The 15,820-nt window shown below is 72.3% G+C and carries 10 protein-coding genes; 4 read left to right on the top strand and 6 right to left on the bottom strand.

Translation table 11 applies throughout. The features are described from left to right. Positions 1–73: 73 nt before the first annotated feature. Positions 74–3,235: an Ig-like domain-containing protein gene (locus tag VGB24_RS13150; protein WP_331073405.1), complete on the top strand. Its 3,162-nt coding sequence runs from the start codon at positions 74–76 to the stop codon at positions 3,233–3,235. Between the two features lie 86 nt (positions 3,236–3,321). Here VGB24_RS13150 and VGB24_RS13145 read toward each other — a convergent pair whose 3' ends face one another. Then, positions 3,322–5,181, bottom strand: coding sequence for a DUF4153 domain-containing protein (locus tag VGB24_RS13145; RefSeq protein WP_331073404.1), 1,860 nt, complete (start codon positions 5,179–5,181; stop codon positions 3,322–3,324). A 365-nt stretch (positions 5,182–5,546) separates the two neighbouring features. Here VGB24_RS13145 and VGB24_RS13140 point away from each other — a divergent pair, with 365 nt between their 5' ends. Next, positions 5,547–6,431 (top strand): hypothetical protein, encoded by an 885-nt coding sequence (locus VGB24_RS13140; protein ID WP_331073403.1) that lies wholly within the window; start codon positions 5,547–5,549, stop codon positions 6,429–6,431. 134 nt (positions 6,432–6,565) lie between these two features. On the opposite strand, the gene VGB24_RS13135 is transcribed toward VGB24_RS13140, so the two are convergent. The 3 genes from VGB24_RS13135 to VGB24_RS13125 all read right to left on the bottom strand — a co-directional run bounded on the left by VGB24_RS13135 (position 6,566) and on the right by VGB24_RS13125 (position 9,513). Continuing rightward, positions 6,566–8,326 (bottom strand): DUF885 domain-containing protein, encoded by a 1,761-nt coding sequence (locus VGB24_RS13135; RefSeq protein ID WP_331073402.1) that lies wholly within the window; start codon positions 8,324–8,326, stop codon positions 6,566–6,568. Positions 8,327–8,486: 160 nt separating this feature from the next. Next, entirely contained in the window at positions 8,487–8,954 is a 468-nt protein-coding gene (locus VGB24_RS13130; protein ID WP_331073401.1) for a hypothetical protein, read from the bottom strand. Between the two features lie 94 nt (positions 8,955–9,048). Then, positions 9,049–9,513 (bottom strand): hypothetical protein, encoded by a 465-nt coding sequence (locus VGB24_RS13125; RefSeq protein WP_331073400.1) that lies wholly within the window; start codon positions 9,511–9,513, stop codon positions 9,049–9,051. Positions 9,514–9,843: 330 nt separating this feature from the next. On the opposite strand from VGB24_RS13125, the gene VGB24_RS13120 reads away from it, so the two are divergent. Next, positions 9,844–12,372 (top strand): BTAD domain-containing putative transcriptional regulator, encoded by a 2,529-nt coding sequence (locus VGB24_RS13120; protein WP_331073399.1) that lies wholly within the window; start codon positions 9,844–9,846, stop codon positions 12,370–12,372. On the opposite strand, the gene VGB24_RS13115 is transcribed toward VGB24_RS13120, so the two are convergent. After that, positions 12,302–13,000: a hypothetical protein gene (locus VGB24_RS13115; RefSeq protein WP_331073398.1), complete on the bottom strand. Its 699-nt coding sequence runs from the start codon at positions 12,998–13,000 to the stop codon at positions 12,302–12,304. The two genes, VGB24_RS13120 and VGB24_RS13115, sit on opposite strands and share 71 nt — an antisense overlap. 267 nt (positions 13,001–13,267) lie before the next feature. Continuing rightward, on the bottom strand, positions 13,268–14,812 hold the full coding sequence (gene guaA / locus VGB24_RS13110) for a glutamine-hydrolyzing GMP synthase (protein WP_331073397.1): 1,545 nt from the start codon (positions 14,810–14,812) through the stop codon (positions 13,268–13,270). 237 nt (positions 14,813–15,049) lie between these two features. Here guaA and VGB24_RS13105 point away from each other — a divergent pair, with 237 nt between their 5' ends. Next, complete coding sequence (locus tag VGB24_RS13105) at positions 15,050–15,799, top strand: hypothetical protein (protein ID WP_331073396.1); 750 nt, start codon at positions 15,050–15,052, stop codon at positions 15,797–15,799. Positions 15,800–15,820: the final 21 nt, after the last annotated feature.

The raw sequence follows: 15,820 nt of genomic DNA, 5'->3' as shown, positions 1-15,820 counted from the left end.
CATGCTCCGGGATTGCGTCCGGGAGCCGCCAGCCACGTCGTTCTCGCCTGTCTCCAGCCCCCCGGGTTGCTCCATGCTGCGTATCCGATTCCTTCCCGCGCTGGCCCTCGCCTCTCTCCTGGCGCTGGGATGCGAAAACCCCGCCGCAAGCACGGAGCCGGGGGTTCCCGCCAGCATGGTCGTGGTGTCCGGCGACATGCAGCCCGGCGTCGTCGCGGGGGCCGACGTGCCCGCGCCCCTGGTCGTTCGGGTGGTGGACGCCAAGGGAAACCCCGTACCCGACCAGATCGTCAACTTCGTCGTAACGGCGGGGGGCGGGCAGGTGTTCGCCGGCGCCGCCACGACCAACAAGGACGGCCTGGCGCAGGAGCGCTGGACGCTGGGAACCGTTGCCGGAGACACGCAGCGCGTGGAGGCCCGGGCGGTGGAGAGCGGCACGGGGCAGGCGCTGGTGTTCGCCAGGTTCCGCGCGGTGGCCAGCCCGGACGCCGCGCACGCCATCGCGGTGATCGGCGCGGCCGCCCGGACGGGAGTGGCCGGCGGCGCGCTGGGCGATTCGCTGGCCGCGCGGGTCACGGACAGGCACGGCAACCCGGTTCCCGGCACGCCGGTGGTGTGGTTCGTGGCCGCGGGTGGGGGCTCCATCTCGCCGGCGCAGGGGGCCACGGACGCACAGGGCATCGCCCGGGCCCAGTGGACGCTGGGCACCCGCGTGGACAGCACCCACGTGGCCGAGGCGGCCCTCTCGCTGGCCACGCGCGCCCAGTTCACGGCCACGGTGGGCCTGCCGTTCGGGGCCACGCTGGCCAAGCTGTCGGGTGACGGCCAGAACGCCACGGCCGGTACGGAGCTGGGCCAGCCGCTGGTCGTGCGCCTTTCGCTCCCCGACGGGCGGACCGTCGCGGGCGCCACCGTCACCTGGGTGGCGGCCGGGAACAGCGGCTCGGTGGCCCCAGCCACGGCGGTGACGGACCACCAGGGGCTGGCCCGCGCCACCTGGGGGCTCGGCACGGGTGCCGGCACGCAGACCGCTACCGCGACGGCGGGAACGCTTACCACCCTGTTCGCCGCCACGGCCACGGCGGCCGCACCCGCGGCGATGGCCGCGCTGGGCGGCGACGGCCAGACGGCGCACGCGGGGAGCGCGACGGCGGACCTGCTGGCCGTGCGGATCACGGATGCGTTCGGCAACCCCGTCCCGGGCGCCACCGTCTCGTGGTCCGTCGAACGGGGCGGAGGGACGGCCGCCCCCGCCCAATCGCTTACCGACGACGCCGGCGTCGCGCGCAGCCGGTGGACCCTGGGCACGCGGGTGGACAGCGCGCACGCCGCCGTGGCCGTGCTCGGCTCGCTCGAAGCGCGGTTCACGGCGACGGCCACCGTTCCCCCGACCGCGGTGCTGGCAGCGGTCTCCGGCAACGGGCAGTCCGGCCCGGTTGCGCAGCAGCTCCCGGAGCCCGTGGTCGTCGAGCTTCGCCTGGCGGACGGCCGCACGATCGCGGGCGCCCCCGTCACCTGGTCGGTGGGGATGAACTCGGGGATCCTGAACCCGGTGTCCACCGTCACCGACGCCCAGGGACGGGTGTCCGCACGGTGGACGCTGGGCGAGCGCACGGGCACGCTGACCGCGACGGCCGCTACCCCGGGCGTGGCCGCCGCGGAGCTGACCGCCACGGCCACGAGCGGCGCGGCTACGTCACTGGTGGCGGTGTCCGGATCCGGCCAAAGCGGTTCGGCCACCGTGCCGCTGGGCAGCCCGCTCGTGGTGCGCGCAACGGACGTGTACGGGAACCCGGTGCCGAGAGCCACGATCTCGTGGACGGCGAGCAGGACATCGGTCCTCACGCCCAACCCGGGGAGCACCGGCGCCGATGGAACCGCCCAGGCGCAGTGGACACCCAAGCAGGGCGGCAGCCAGACGGCGACGGCCACACTGTCCGCCGGGGGCCCGGCGGCCGGGTTCACGGCCACGGTGGCGTGGGCACCGGCCTCGATCACGGTGAGCCCCGCCAGCGGCACCGTGCTGATCGCCGACAGCGTGGAGGTGACGGCGACCGCCTTCGGCGCCAGCGGCGAGGTCCTGGTGGGCGCCCCCATCTCGTGGACGGCGACCGAGCCCAACGCCGCCACGCTGCGCGCGGCCGGCTCGACGGCGACGGTGTACGGCCGCACCCTGGACTTCAGCACCGGGCCCGTGACCACGTCGGTGCAGGCCTCGCTCGAAGGCAGGACGGGAACGGCCCTGCTGGCGGTCCGGCGCCCCCGCCTGGAGTGGGTAGACCCCACCGGTCGATGCGGGGTGAATGCGGCGGGCACGGCGCTGTGCCCGCAGCTCCCCTCGACCCAGCGGATCGCGCCCGAGATTCCGCTGGGGCTGCGGGCGGTAACGAGGATCGGCGCCGGGACGGACGCGGTTTGTGGCCGGGTGGGGGCCAACGCGATCCGGTGCATCCTCGCCAACGGGGCGGAGCGCGAGTTTTCCTATGCCACGGGGTTCGTGCCCTATTCCGCGCGATGCGACCTGAACGCGTCGGGACAGGCATACTGCTGGGGGCCGAACCAGATGGGCCAGGCCGGGAACGGAGAAATCGACACCAGCATCCCGCGCAAATGGATGCCCGTCGGACCCGTGGTGGGCGGCCTCACGTTTACGCGGCTGAGCGAGAGCGACAGCCACGCGTGTGCGCTCACGTCCGCCGGCGCCGCCTACTGCTGGGGCTCCGACCAGTTGGGGCAGCTCGGTACGCTGGCCCCGGTTCAGCAGAACTCCGGCGTTCCCGCCAGCCCCGAACCCGTAGCCGTCCAGGGCGGCCTCACGTTCTCGCAGATCACCGTGGGGAGCGCCCACAGCTGCGGAATCACCACGGCCGGAAGCGCCTACTGCTGGGGCAGCAACTCCCACGGGCAGCTCGGCACCGGGACCTCGGCCTCGTCGGAGACCCCCGTGGCCGTGCAGGCCGGCGGCGTCACGTTCTCGCTCATCGCCGCGTCGCGGGCCAATACCACCTGCGCCCTGGCGACGGACGGCCGCGCCTTCTGCTGGGGAGCGAACGACGCGGGCCAGCTGGGGAACGGCACCACCTCGGCGAGCCGCGTTCCGGTGCTGGTATCGGGAGGGCTGACGTTCAAGGACCTCGGGGCCTGGAACCAGGTTTCGGGGCTGACCACCGACGGCCGGCTGTTCCGCTGGGGTGGAGGGGTTACCCAGCCCGCCCAGATCCCCGGCCAGATCTGATCGCTCGCCGAGGGGCGGCACCAAGCCCGGATGACGACCGGCGTTCCGGCGGGTCGTGGAGGGCTGGGTTGCGCCGTCGCGCCAGACTACCGGCTAGCGGGGATCACGAGATGTCCGCGCAGGTAGCGGATGGCGGTTCCCGGGGTGGCGGGCGTGGTGTCCGCCGCCATGACCGTGGAGGTCGCGCTGGGCACGGGATAGGTCATGACGCCCTGCTGTTCCTGCCCGTCGCCGATGGTCACCGCCTCCATCAGGAGCTGCGCGCGCAGCCGGCCCCGCGGATCCACGAGGTCCACGCGGGCCAGGGCCGTGGGCAGCGCGCGTGGGGGCCGCCTATGATCGCAGGCGTTTTCGTGCCCCGCCATCGCCTGTCGCCGCAGGTGAGAGAGCGGCGCCTCGGCGCGCCACGCCGGCCCCTCGACGGCCACGCGTTCCCGCATCAGCGTCAGCCGGTACGTGGCGCCGGCGGCCTGCACCTGCATGGCCAGGCCGTCCTGGATGGTGACGGGCACCAGCGTGCCGCCGGCCACCCCCGGGATGCCGCCCCCCCAGTCGAACGTGGAGGTCTGCCAGGCCACGTCGCGGCCGCACCCGCGCACGATGCCGAGTTCCGCGGCCACCTGCCAGGCCGAGCCGTCCGGCGCCCCGGGCACCACGGCCAGCAGCGCCCCCCGCCCGTGGGCCTTCAGCAGGTACTCCGCGCTGCCGCTGAGCCGGTCGTACAGCGCCGTGTCGAGCGTCACGGTGTCGGCCGGCACCCGGCGGGGGTCGATCTTCGCCTCCGCGAACGCGGACCGCAGCCGCGCCGTCTGGTCGCGCTTCGACACGGCGAGCGCGCCCCACGGGCCGACCGCGGCGGCCAGCAGGGCGCCCGCCATCACGACGGGGATGGTGGACATCAGGGGCGCGCCGCGGCGGGCCAGGCGCACCGTGCCCAGCACCGCCAGGACCAGCAGGACCCCCAGAATGGCGACGCGCAGGTAGCGGAACTCCGTCCACCCGTACTGCCCCAGCCGTTCCAGCACGGCCCAGAAGGCGAGCGGAAGGAGCGGGAGGAGGAGCGCCGGCATCCAGCGCACCAGGAGCGAGAGCCCCCGGTGCTCGTCGTCCGCGTGCACCGGCTCCAGCAGCACGGCGCCGACGAAGCCGATCATCCCCGCGGCGATGACCAGCGGCGACACGAGGTTCTTGGGCAGCTCGCCCGTGGCCACCACCTTGAGGGCGTACGCGTACAGGATGGCCAGGTAGATGACCAGCACGGGTGCGTACAGCCACCGCCCCAGCCGGCTGACCGCCACGGGCACCCCCTCCGGCGGCGGCGCGACGAGCCGGTGGATGCCGCCCACAAAGATCCACGGCGCCACGCCGAAGAACACCGCGCCCGCCAGGTCGGTGAACAGGTGCTGGGGCTGCTTCAGGTCGAACAGGTTGACCACGGCCGCGAAGGCGCCGGCCAGGATGCCGTACAGCGCCACCGCGTAGAGGGCCACGCCCACCAGCCGCTCGGCGGCGCGCCACGTGAACGCCCACGAGCGGCGGCGGTCGCGTTCGGCCGGGGGCACGCCGGAGCTCATCGCCAGCACCAGCACGGCCGCGTCCGTCAGCATGAACCACCGCCAGCCGTGGGCGGAGCGATCGGGGTCGAACCACAGCAGGCCGAACAGGAGGCACCCCCCCAGGATCGCGGCCGTGGCGGTCCACCGGGCGGACGCGGAGATCACCCCCCGCGCCCGAAGGACGCTGGCGGCGAACACCAGCGGAAACGCGAGCACGACGGTGCCGGCCAGCCGCACCCACTCCGTTTCGTCGAAGCCCTTCGTGCGGACCTGGACGGAAAGGCTGGCCGCGAGGAGCAGGCCGAGCGCGACCTCGACCGGCGCGCTGGTGGCGGCGGCGCGCGCGTCGGCAGCGTAGGCGCGCAGGGTGCGGGAGAGCGGGTTGGGCACGGGAGAACCGGTCGGCGGGACGAGGGGCGGATGGCCACAAGGTGCGGGGATCACGCGCACGGCGTCAACCATGGCGCACTCACGCACTCACGCACTCACGCACTCACGCACTCATCGACGCACTCACCGACGCCCGTGCTCGGGGGTCGCTGCCGGACGGAGCACACTCCGGGCGAGCCGCGGGACTGATCGATGCCGAACGACCCGAGGCGCACTTCTTGCGGCAAAACATGTCCCACACCCTCCCACAGGGAAAGGCCCCCATGCCTCACCCGCCCCTCCCCCCATGGTCGAAGACCGCCACCCTCCATCTTGGGTTTTTGGTCGGTATCGCGGCCCTGGCGGGCTGCGACGGGAATCGGCTCATGCAGGCGCCCGCCGCGCCTCCTGACATCAGGGAGTTCGTCACCGGCGAGGCGGTGCTGGGCCTCGACAGCGACGGGAGGTTCACCTTCCCGGCCCCACCGGACGGCTCTGGCGGCCCCAGGATCAGCAGGGAGCGCGCGGGCGAGCTCGCGAAAGGCTTTCTTCGTTCGTACGGTCCCGTGTTCATCCGCGCGTGGGAGGACCCAAGGGAGCGCGGCGGGCCCATCCGCCTCGAGCGTCTGGAGATGGACCCCCGCGTCCTCTACACGGAGACTCCATACGACTACCAGCGCATCCCCCCGGAATTCCACCCGGCCAGCCGCCGGTTCTACGGTCCCCATTACGTCGTAGTTTTCCGCGACGGCCCCGAGCCCGTGCTCCTCATCAGGGTTTCGGTGCACAACACGGGCGCGCGGATCGACGACCGCGGCCGATATATCCCGCCGCTCCTGAGCGGCGGGGACATCGGCGCTTACCCTTTCCCGAGGGACACTGCCCGGCACCGATGGATCGGACCCGAGGAGGCCGTCGAGCAAGTCGGAAGGCGCACCGGCGCGCGCATCACCGCGGTTCCGGAGCGTCTCAACGCCGGACGCTACCTCCTGCCTTCCGAGTGGCCGTGGAAACTTAGCCTGGACCGCCCGCTACGGGTCCGCAGCGCCCGCGGGTCACGGGGCATGGAAGTGCGGGAGGTGTATCTGGGCGCGCGTGGCCAGTTGCTCGCACCCAGCGAAAACCAGCCAACCGTGGTGCACGGGGCCGGATCACTCCCCGGGGCGAATGGGACGGGAAGGGGTACCGGGAGCTTTGAGGTTCCCATCCGCCCCGGAGCCGTCACCGAGTTCGAAGAGGTGATCGTGCAAGAAGGGGGGAGCGAGCAATGACCGGTGCGAAGACGATTCCGGCTGCATGGATCGGGATCCTCCTGATCGGGGCCTGCGACGACCGGTCGTACACGGCTGCCCCTTGAAGGAAAGCAGCGCGTCAAACCCTTATCAGCTCAGCCACGAGCTCCGGATTAGTCCGCCGCCCTCCGCTCCGCGATCCACGCGCGGACGTTCTCCTCCAGCACCATCAGCGGCACCGAGCCGGAGCCCAGCACCACGTCGTGAAAGCGGCGGACGTCGAACCGGTCTCCGAGCGCCGCCTGCGCCTCGGCGCGCAGCTCGCTGATCTTCATCTGCCCCGTCTTGTACGCCAGCGCCTGCCCGGGCCAGGCGATGTAGCGGTCTACCTCGTTGGTGATGTTCAGCAGGGTGAGCGCACTGTTGGCGGCCATGAAGTCGATGGCCTGCTGCCGCGTCCACCCCTTCCAGTGCATCCCCGTGTCCACCACCAGGCGGCAGGCGCGCCACATCTCGTACGTCAACTGGCCGAACTGGCTGTACGGGTCCTGGTAGAAGCCCGTCTCGTAGCCCAGCTGCTCGGCGTACAGCGCCCATCCCTCGACGAACGCCGTGAAGCTGGCGAAGCGGCGGAACCGCGGCAGCCCCTCGAGCTCCTGCTGCAGGGCGATCTGCAGGTGGTGTCCCGGCACGGCCTCGTGGAAGGAGAGGGCTTCGATCTCGTACGTGGGCCGGCTGGGCAGGTCGTAGGTGTTCACCCAGTACGTCCCCGCCCGGGTGCCGTCGCCGGAGGGGCGCGAGTAGTACGCGGTGGTCGTCCGCGGCGCGATGTAGGCCGGGATCTCCTTGATGCCGTACGGCATGCGCGGCAGCCGGGTGAACAGGCGCGGCAGCTCGCCGTCCATGCGCTTGAGGACCAGCGAGGTGCGCTCCAGCAGCGCCTCGGGGGTGGCGACGTAGAAGCGCGGGTCGGTGCGCAGGAAGTGGACGAACTCGGGGAAGGTGCCCGTGAAGCCGGTGGCGCGCATCAGCGAGTCCATGCGGGCGCGGATGCGGGCCACCTCGCGCAGGCCGGTCTCGTGCACCTGGTCGGGGGTAAGGTCCAGCGTGGTGTAGCTGCGCACGCGCTGGGCGTAGATGGCGCGCCCGTTGGGCAGCTCCGACGCGGCGATGCCGCGGCGCGCGCCGGGAACGTACTCGCGCTGGATGAACGCCAGGAAGTCGCGGTAGCCGGCGACGACGCCCTCCTGGATGGCCGCGCGCCCGGCCGCCGCCAGCCGCTCGCGCTCGGCCTGGGGCACCGCGGCCGGAAAGTCGGCGAAGGGCTTCCAGAGCAGGCTCTTCGCGGGGTCGTCGACGACGTGGGGCTGGATGGTCCCCTCGATCCCCTGCAGCGACGCGGAGGGGAGCACCATGCCACGCCGGATGCCCTCGCGCATCAGGGCCACGTGGTCCGCCACCCAGGGGCGAAAGGCGCGCAGCCGGGCGATGTAGTTCTCGTAGTCGGCGACGGTGGCGAGCGGTACGTTTTCGCCCAGTTCCGGGAACCAGGTGTGGAACCCCTCGCGGTTGGTGATGGGGATCAGGTGAAGCCCCAGCTCCACCTCCTGGATGGTTTCTTCCTTCTGGCGGGCGAAGATGTCGTAGTCGATGCGGACACCCGGGGCCAGCGAGTCGCGCGGGATGGCGCGCAGGCGCGCGAGGAAGCGGCGGTTCTCCTCCGTCTGCCGCTGCACGTCGGCCAGGGAGACGGGGTCCAGGCGGTCGTTGTAGCGCGTGTCGCCCAGGCCGGTGGCGAACGTGGGGTTCTCGCGCAGGCGGAACTCCCAGTCGTCCGCGAACAGTCGTTCCAGCCGCTCGCCCGCGGTCTGCGCGGCGGCGGGGGTGGCGATGGCGATCGCGGCGAGCGCGAGGATCAGGCGGCCGAGGTGCATGGGAGCGCGTCAGGAAAGGGGGTGCGAGAGCCGACGGATCGAAAGTGCGGGGGCGGCGGACGCGGCGCAACGTGCGGATGAAAACGTCGTGCGCCCGGCCGGGGCCGGGCGCACGAAGGGGACTCGGTCCGGGACGTGGGTCCCGGCACCCGAAACGGGATCAGCTCCTGCGCCACTCGCCCGAGCCGCCCACCACCGCCGGGCCCACGCTCAGCCCGGCACCGGCAAACGTGCCCACCGGGAGATCGTTCTTGTAGAAGGTGATGTTCAGGGTGCCGCCGCCGGTGCCGACGGTGTACGTCCCCCAGCCGGTGAGCTCCGAGGGATTCACGTTGAACACCCCCGCTCCCCACACGATCCCGCCGCCCAGCCCCACGCCCCAGTGCTTGCCGTTGAACTCCATGGACGTGCCGTCGTCGAACCTGAGCTGCGCCACGACGGTGCCCCAGATGAACGCGGTGGCGAGGGTGACGGAGCCCGTGGCCCCGTGCATACCGGAAACGCCGGCGTCCAGGGCCGCGGCCGTGCCGCCGCCGAACTCGTCGTTCCACGCGGCGAGGGTGGCGGCGTGGGCCTGGGCGGCGCGCTCGCGGTACGTCTCGGTGGTTTCCTGGTCCAGAACGCTCATGATGATGCTCCCTGTGCTTGGAGGTTCGGAAATGGACCCCGCGGGCTCGTCCCGCGGGCGTCCGGGGTGGAACGGGTGGGGCAGGCGCCGCCGGTCAGCGCAGGGTCCAGGTGCCGCTGCCGCCGCCGACCGAGGCGTTGACGGCCAGCGCGGCGCCGGTGAACACGCCCACGGCCCCGCCGTCCCTGAAGAAGACCACCTGGACGAAGCCGCCCACGCCGGCCACCGAGTGCACCTCGTACGTTCCGCCGCCCACCAGCGCCGCGGGGGGCATGGAAAACACGGCGGCGCCGTAGCTGGTGCCGCCGCCCAGCCCCAGTCCCCAGTGCTCTCCGTAGAAGTTCATCTGCTCGCCGGTGGAGAACGTCAGGTCGGCGCTGACGTTCCCCCAGATGAAGGCGGTGGCGAAGGTGCAGGTACCGGCGGCCGTCCACTCCGCTCCGGCGCCCTGCAGCCGCTGCTCGCCCGCGGCCTTCAGGCTGCCGGCCTGCACGGCGGCCAGTGTGTCGGCCGAACGGGCCTCGTGCTCGGTGGCGGTGTCCTGGTCCACGACGCTCATGTGTGCTTCTCCTCGTGCGGGATGCGGGGGAAGAGTGCCCGCCGAGGCATCCCTGGCTGCGGCAGGCATGGGTACGCTGGACGCTCCGGCGCTTGTGCGTGCCGGAATCCGCCGCCAATATGATCCGCCGCTCTCAACCTCCTTCCCCCGCCACTTTCAGTTCGTGCGTTGATCTCTTCGCCGCCCCCCGCGTTTACGATTCAACTCCTTGGCAGTCCCGTACTTAGGGGCCCCTCCGGACCGGTTGCCGGGCGTGCGGCCCACAAGCGGCGCATCGCCCTGCTCGCCATTCTTGCCCTGGCGCGCGGGCGCGCGGTGGGGCGCGAGCGGGTGATCGGCCTGCTGTGGCCCGAGCACTCCACCGAGGCCGCGCGCCACACGCTGTCGGAGTCGCTGTACGTGCTGCGCAAGGAGGTGGGCGAGGGACTGTCCTCGTCGGGCGACGAGGTGCGGCTGGACCCCGCCGTGGTGGCCAGCGACGTGGGCGAGTTCGAATCGGCGCTGGAGGCGGGCAAGCTGGAGGAGGCGGCGCGGGTGTACGGCGGCCCGCTGCTGGACGGCTTCTACGTGGCCGATGCCCCCGAGTTCGAGCGGTGGGTGGAGGGGGAGCGCGACCGGCTGGCGCGCGCCTACGCCCGCGCGCTGGAGCAGCTGGCCGATGCCGCCGAGGCCGAGGGAAGCGCGCTGCGGGCCGTGGACTGGTGGCGTGCGCTGGCGGTGCACGACCCGTACAGCTCGCGGGTGGCGCTGCGGCTGGTGCGCGCGCTGGACGCGGCCGGCGAGCGCGCGGCCGCCCTGCGCTACGCCGCCACCCACGCCGCCCTGATGCGCGAAGAGCTGGGCGTGGACGACGACGCCGAGATGGAAGCGCTGGTGGAGCGCCTGCGCACGGACCCGGTACGCACCCCCGCGCCCCCTCCCCCGCCCCGCTTTACCGTGGGCGCGGCGGCGGCGACGGAAACCGCTCCGTCCGGTCCGCGGGCTTCCGCGCCGGTTGCGGACCCCGCGCACGCCCCGGTCCCAGCGTCACCGGGGACCAGGGACGCGACGGTGGATGTGACGGTTCCCGCGGATGCGGCGGAGGATGCAGATCGGACCGTGCCCACGCCGGGCGGCGCGGCGGGGGTCATCGACGCGGATGCGCCGGCCGCCACGGTGGATCGCGCTCCTCCAGCTCTCGTCCCCTCGATCGATTCGGAGCGTGCTACGCCGCCGCGGCTGGCAATCCCATCACCCGCGCGCCGGAGGCTGCCTCGGCTCGCGGGGGTGCTGGGGCTGGCGGTGGGGCTGCTGCTGGCCCTGCTGACGCGGCGTTCGGAGCCGGCGCAGGCGCTCGCCGCCGACGACTCGTCCGATCCGCGCCGCATCGCCGTTCTCTACTTCGACGACCACTCGCCGCGAGAGGAGCTGCGCTACCTGGCCAGCGGCCTCACCGAGTCGCTGATCCACGAGCTCAGCCAGGTAGAGGCGCTGGAGGTCATCTCCCGAAACGGGGTGAAGCCGTACCGCGACCGCGCCGCCCCGTTCGACAGCCTGGTGGACGCGCTGCGGGTGGGCAGCGTGGTGGAGGGGAGCCTGCAGCGCTCCGGCGACAGCGTGTTCGTCACGGTGCAGCTGATCGACGCCTCCACCGAGGCGCACCTGGAAAGCCGCGTCATCGGCCGGCCCATGGGCGACGTGATGGCGCTGCAGCGCGCCGTGTCGCAGGAGGTGGCCGCGTCGCTGCGCCGGCGGCTGGGCCGACAGGTGCGCCTGCGCCAGCACCGCGCCGAAACCGAAAGCGCCGATGCCCTGGCGCTGGTGCTGCAGGCCGAGCAGGTCCGCGACGACGTACGCAGCCTGGATACCCGGCGCCACCCGGTGGACGCGGGCTCGTGGCTTCGCCTGCTGGCCCGCGCCGATTCGCTGCTGGCCCAGGCCGAGGCGGCGGACCCGCGGTGGGCGCGCCCCCGGCTGCTGCGCGGGTGGGTGGCCATGGACCGCGCAGCCCGCGCCGGCTCGGAGCGTGCCGCGCTGGTGGCGCTGGCGCTGCAGCGCGCCGGGCAGGTGCTGGCGCGGGATCCAGGGGACGCGCGGGCGCTGGAGCTGCGGGGGTTCGCGGTGTTCTGGAGCGCGGTGCAGTCCGAGGGCGCCGCCGCCGACACGTCGCGGCTGGAGGGCGCCGAGCGCGACCTGCGCGCCGCGGTGGCCGCCGACCCGTCGCTGGCCACGGCGTGGAGCCGCCTCAGCCAGGTGCTGCGATACCGCGGTCGCCTCGCGGAGGGCGACCTGGCCGCGCGGCGGGCGCTGGAAGAAGACGCGTGGCTGGACGGCGCGGCCGACGTGCTTCACCGGCTGTACAGCAGCGGGGTGATGCTGGAGGACTACCGCGGCGCGGGCGAGTGGTGCGACCGCGGGCGCAGCCAGTTTCCCGACGACTGGCGCTTCACGGAGTGCCGGCTGACGCTGATGCGCGAAGACCGCTCGCGGCCGGCGGACCCGGCGCTGGCGTGGCATCTGGTGGAGGTGATGGAGCGGGTGGACCCGCCCGCCCGCGCCGCCGCCGAAGGGCGCGGCTACAGCCCCGTCTACCGGCGGGTGGTGGCGGCCTCCGTGTCTGCGCGGGCGGGGGATGCGCAGCGCGCCCGGGCAGAGCTGGCCCGGGCGCGGCGCGATGCGGGAACCGACGAGGACCTGCGCCTGTCGCTGGCCTACGACGAGGCGTACGTGCGGCTGATGCTGGGCGAGCGCGCCCAGGCGCGGCGGCTGCTGGACGGGCTGGTGGCGGCCCGTCCCGCACTGGGCGGCTTCATTCGCCGTGACCCGCTCTTTCGCGATCTTTTTTCTTCGGCGGGAACTGCTCCAGCGGCGTCGCGCTGACCCCCTCCGACGAGGAGACGGCCAGCACGTGAAGCCCGGTCGCGGCCGGCTGCTCGCCATCCACCGTCACGTACTCCGACTTCGGAATGTGGGCGATGGCGAACGGCTCCGCGTCGTCGAGTACCACGTCGTCCCGCTTCTGTCGCCCCCGATTGAAGACGTTCAGCAGCTTGCCCACCGCCTGCTCGGCCCGGTCGCCGGCGACGGAGGCATAGTACGGAACCAGGAACTTTTCCACCGCCGACTCGCTCCAGAACACCGCGTCCGCGGGGGTCGGCTCGCCCCCCTTCGGCTTCTGGTCGTACAGGTCCAGCAGGTTCACCACGCGGGGCTTGTTGGTCCCATCGCCCGCGCTCCCCCGGGCGAGCACGGACTGAACGTCGGTTGGGTCCGGCTCGCCAGCGTCGGCAAGCATTCCCGATCCGATCAGGGCCACATCCACCTTGGCCTCGTTGCTCACCGCCGAGTTCTCGCATTCGATGACGACGGTGTACGGCCCCGGCTCGGGCTCCTCGTGCACCATGTCCCACCCCAGCTCGTGCACCACCAGCCAGAACTTCTTTCCGCGGACGCTGCTGGCGCACTCCGCCATCGCGCGGAGCGCGTGGTAATCCAACCTGACAGCCATGGTGATCTCTCCGATCGAAGATGATGAGGGGGGCGGCGGCTGGGTCCACGGCCGCCGCGACGCACCGTTCCAGGGTGCGCGAGAAAGTTGCTCCGGGCCGTCAACCCGGCGTAGGAAGGCCGATCATCCAGGAGGTTGAAAGCCGAAAATCTGGCCGGCGCCTGAGAAATCCGGGTGGATCAGGCGACTGGCCCCAACGAAGAACGCCCCGCCCGGGACCTCCCCGGGCGGGGCGTTCTTCGCGGGCGGACTCACCCACTCACGTCGCTACTCCCACTCGATCGTCGCCGGGGGCTTGGACGAGATGTCGTAGCACACCCGGTTGATGCCGGTGACCTCGTTGATGATCCGCGTCGAAATCCTGGCGAGGACGTCGTGCGGGAACGGGTACCAGTCCGCCGTCATGCCGTCGCGGCTGGTGACCGCGCGCAGGGCGCAGACGTTCTCGTACGTCCGCTCGTCGCCCATCACGCCCACGGAGCGCACGGGGAGGAGAACCGCGAACGCCTGCCAGATGTCGTCGTACAGGCCCGCCGAGCGGATCTCTTCCAGGTAGATGACGTCGGCCTGGCGCAGGATGGCCAGCTCGCGCGCATCCACCGCGCCCAGCACGCGGATGGCCAGCCCCGGCCCGGGAAACGGGTGCCGCCCCACCATCTCTTCCGGCAGCCCCAGCTCGCGCCCCACCTGCCGCACCTCGTCCTTGAACAATTCGCGCAGCGGCTCGATCAGGGCGAACCTCATCTTCTCCTTCAACCCGCCCACGTTGTGGTGCGTCTTGATGGTGGCGGACGGGCCCTTGACCGACAGCGACTCGATCACGTCGGGGTACAGCGTTCCCTGCACCAGGTACTGGGCGTCACCCCCAAGGCGGTCCGAGGCGTCCTCGAACACGTCGATGAAGGTGTTGCCGATGATCTTGCGCTTCTTCTCCGGGTCCTCGATGCCCTTCAGCCGCTCCAGGAACAGCGCCGACGCATCCACCACCTCCAGCCGGATGCCCATGTGCGCGCGGAAGGTGCGCTCCACCATCTCGCGCTCCCCGTGCCGCAGCAGCCCCGTATCCACGAAGATGCACGTCAGCTGGTCGCCGATGGCCCGGTGCACCAGCGACGCGGCGACGGACGAATCCACCCCGCCCGACAGGCCGCAGATCACGTTGTCGGCACCCACGCGGGCGCGGATCTTCTCGATCTCGTTCTCGATGTACGACCCCGCCGTCCACGTGGGCTCGCAGCCGCAGACGCCGAAGACGAAGTTGCCGATGATGTCGGCGCCGCGGACGGTGTGCGCCACCTCCACGTGAAACTGCACGCCGTACACGGGCCGGTCGTCGGCCGCGAACGCCGACCAGGGCACGTCGTCGGAGCTGGCCAGGCGGTGGTAGCCCGGGGGGGGCTGCACCACGTGGTCGCCGTGGCTCATCCACACCTGCGTGCGCTCGCCGGGGGCGAAGCCGGCGAAGATCCCCGCGGGCTCGTCGATGGTCACGTGCGCGCGGCCGTACTCGCGCCGGCCGCGCTCCACCACCCCGCCCTCCAGGAAGGTGATCAGCTGCATCCCGTAGCACACGCCGAGGACGGGAATGCCCATCCGCAGCAGCTCCGGCTCCGCCGTGGGCACGTCCTCGCCGTACACGGACGAGGGCCCGCCCGACAGGATGATTCCCCTGGGCGCCCACTCGCGCACCCACTCCAGCGAGCGGGTGGGCGGCTGGATTTCGCAGTACACGCGCTGCTCGCGGATGCGCCGGGCGATCAGCTGCGTGAACTGCGAGCCGTAGTCGATGATCAGGATGCGATTGGGGTCCACGTGCCGCGCGCCTGAGGATGCCTTTGCCGATGGGGTGCGCCAAGATAGCCCGCGGGAACAGGCCCGGAAAGGAGCCTGGAGACCCCCGCCCGGCGCCGCTCCGCCGCCCGTTCGCGACGGTGATACCGTAGCAGATTGCACACTGCGGACGTTCGGCATGGAAATTCCACGGGCGAACGCGTATTGGGCAGGATGCCAGCGGGAGCGACATCCCGCGGACGAGACTGAGAAGCGAGGATGAGGATGGGAACGGTGATGCGCAACGCGCTGTCGCTTGGCGGTGCCGCTCTGCTGGCCGCGGTTCTGGCCGCCCCCGCGGGGGCGCAGGAAGGCACCGTGTTCGCCACGGGCATGATGGACGGCAACGAGACGGGGATCGGGCTGGTGGGGGTGTCGGTGCGCGGGTCCGGGTTCGGGCTGAAGCCCGTGGGCGTGCTGCAGGGCTACTATCTCCAGTACACGTTTCCCACCACCCCCGACCGGGACAGTATGGTCAGTCTGGTCGGGTTTCAGCCGCAGGTGGGGCTGGGGTGGTACGGGATGGGCGGGTCCGTCGAGGCCCGCGTGGGCTACAACCTCGTCTCGGGGCAGGACGGGGGCGCCGAGGGCGACGACGAGCCCGTGGTCGAGGGCGAGGGCGGCGGCTCGGGCGTGACCACCACGCTGCAGGCGCAGACGTGGGCCACGCGGCCGGAGCTGTTCGGCCTGGCGACGTACAACTGGGGCGAGCAGTACCTTTATACCCAGGGGCAGGTGCTGATGCCGCTGGGCCGGCTGGGCCTGGGCGCCGAGGGGGTGTGGCAGCAGCAGACCGGCGCCGAGGGCGGCGCGGCGAACTACCAGTCCACCTCGTTCGGCCCCGTGGTGCGGCTGGGGCTGAGCACCCAGTCGTCGGTGAGCTTCGCCGGCGGATACAAGGACGACAACGTGCGCGACCCCACCTGGTACGCGCGCCTCACCTTCGTCCGCTGGGGCATCGGCTTCTGATCGGCCGAAGCTCCCGCACGA

The organism is Longimicrobium sp., assembly GCF_036399935.1.
Classification (GTDB): Bacteria; Gemmatimonadota; Gemmatimonadetes; order Longimicrobiales; family Longimicrobiaceae; genus Longimicrobium.
This window is presented reverse-complemented; position numbering and strand designations above follow the sequence as displayed.

Bases quoted from the DNA above. Each gene is read 5' to 3' on its own strand.
- VGB24_RS13150 (WP_331073405.1), top strand. From the start codon at position 74: ATGCTGCGTATCCGATTCCTTCCCGCGCTGGCCCTCGCCTCTCTCCTG.
- VGB24_RS13140 (WP_331073403.1), top strand. From the start codon at position 5,547: ATGCAGGCGCCCGCCGCGCCTCCTGACATCAGGGAGTTCGTCACCGGC.
- VGB24_RS13135 (WP_331073402.1), bottom strand. From the start codon at position 8,326: ATGCACCTCGGCCGCCTGATCCTCGCGCTCGCCGCGATCGCCATCGCC.
- VGB24_RS13130 (WP_331073401.1), bottom strand. From the start codon at position 8,954: ATGAGCGTTCTGGACCAGGAAACCACCGAGACGTACCGCGAGCGCGCC.
- VGB24_RS13125 (WP_331073400.1), bottom strand. From the start codon at position 9,513: ATGAGCGTCGTGGACCAGGACACCGCCACCGAGCACGAGGCCCGTTCG.
- VGB24_RS13115 (WP_331073398.1), bottom strand. From the start codon at position 13,000: ATGGCTGTCAGGTTGGATTACCACGCGCTCCGCGCGATGGCGGAGTGC.
- VGB24_RS13105 (WP_331073396.1), top strand. From the start codon at position 15,050: ATGAGGATGGGAACGGTGATGCGCAACGCGCTGTCGCTTGGCGGTGCC.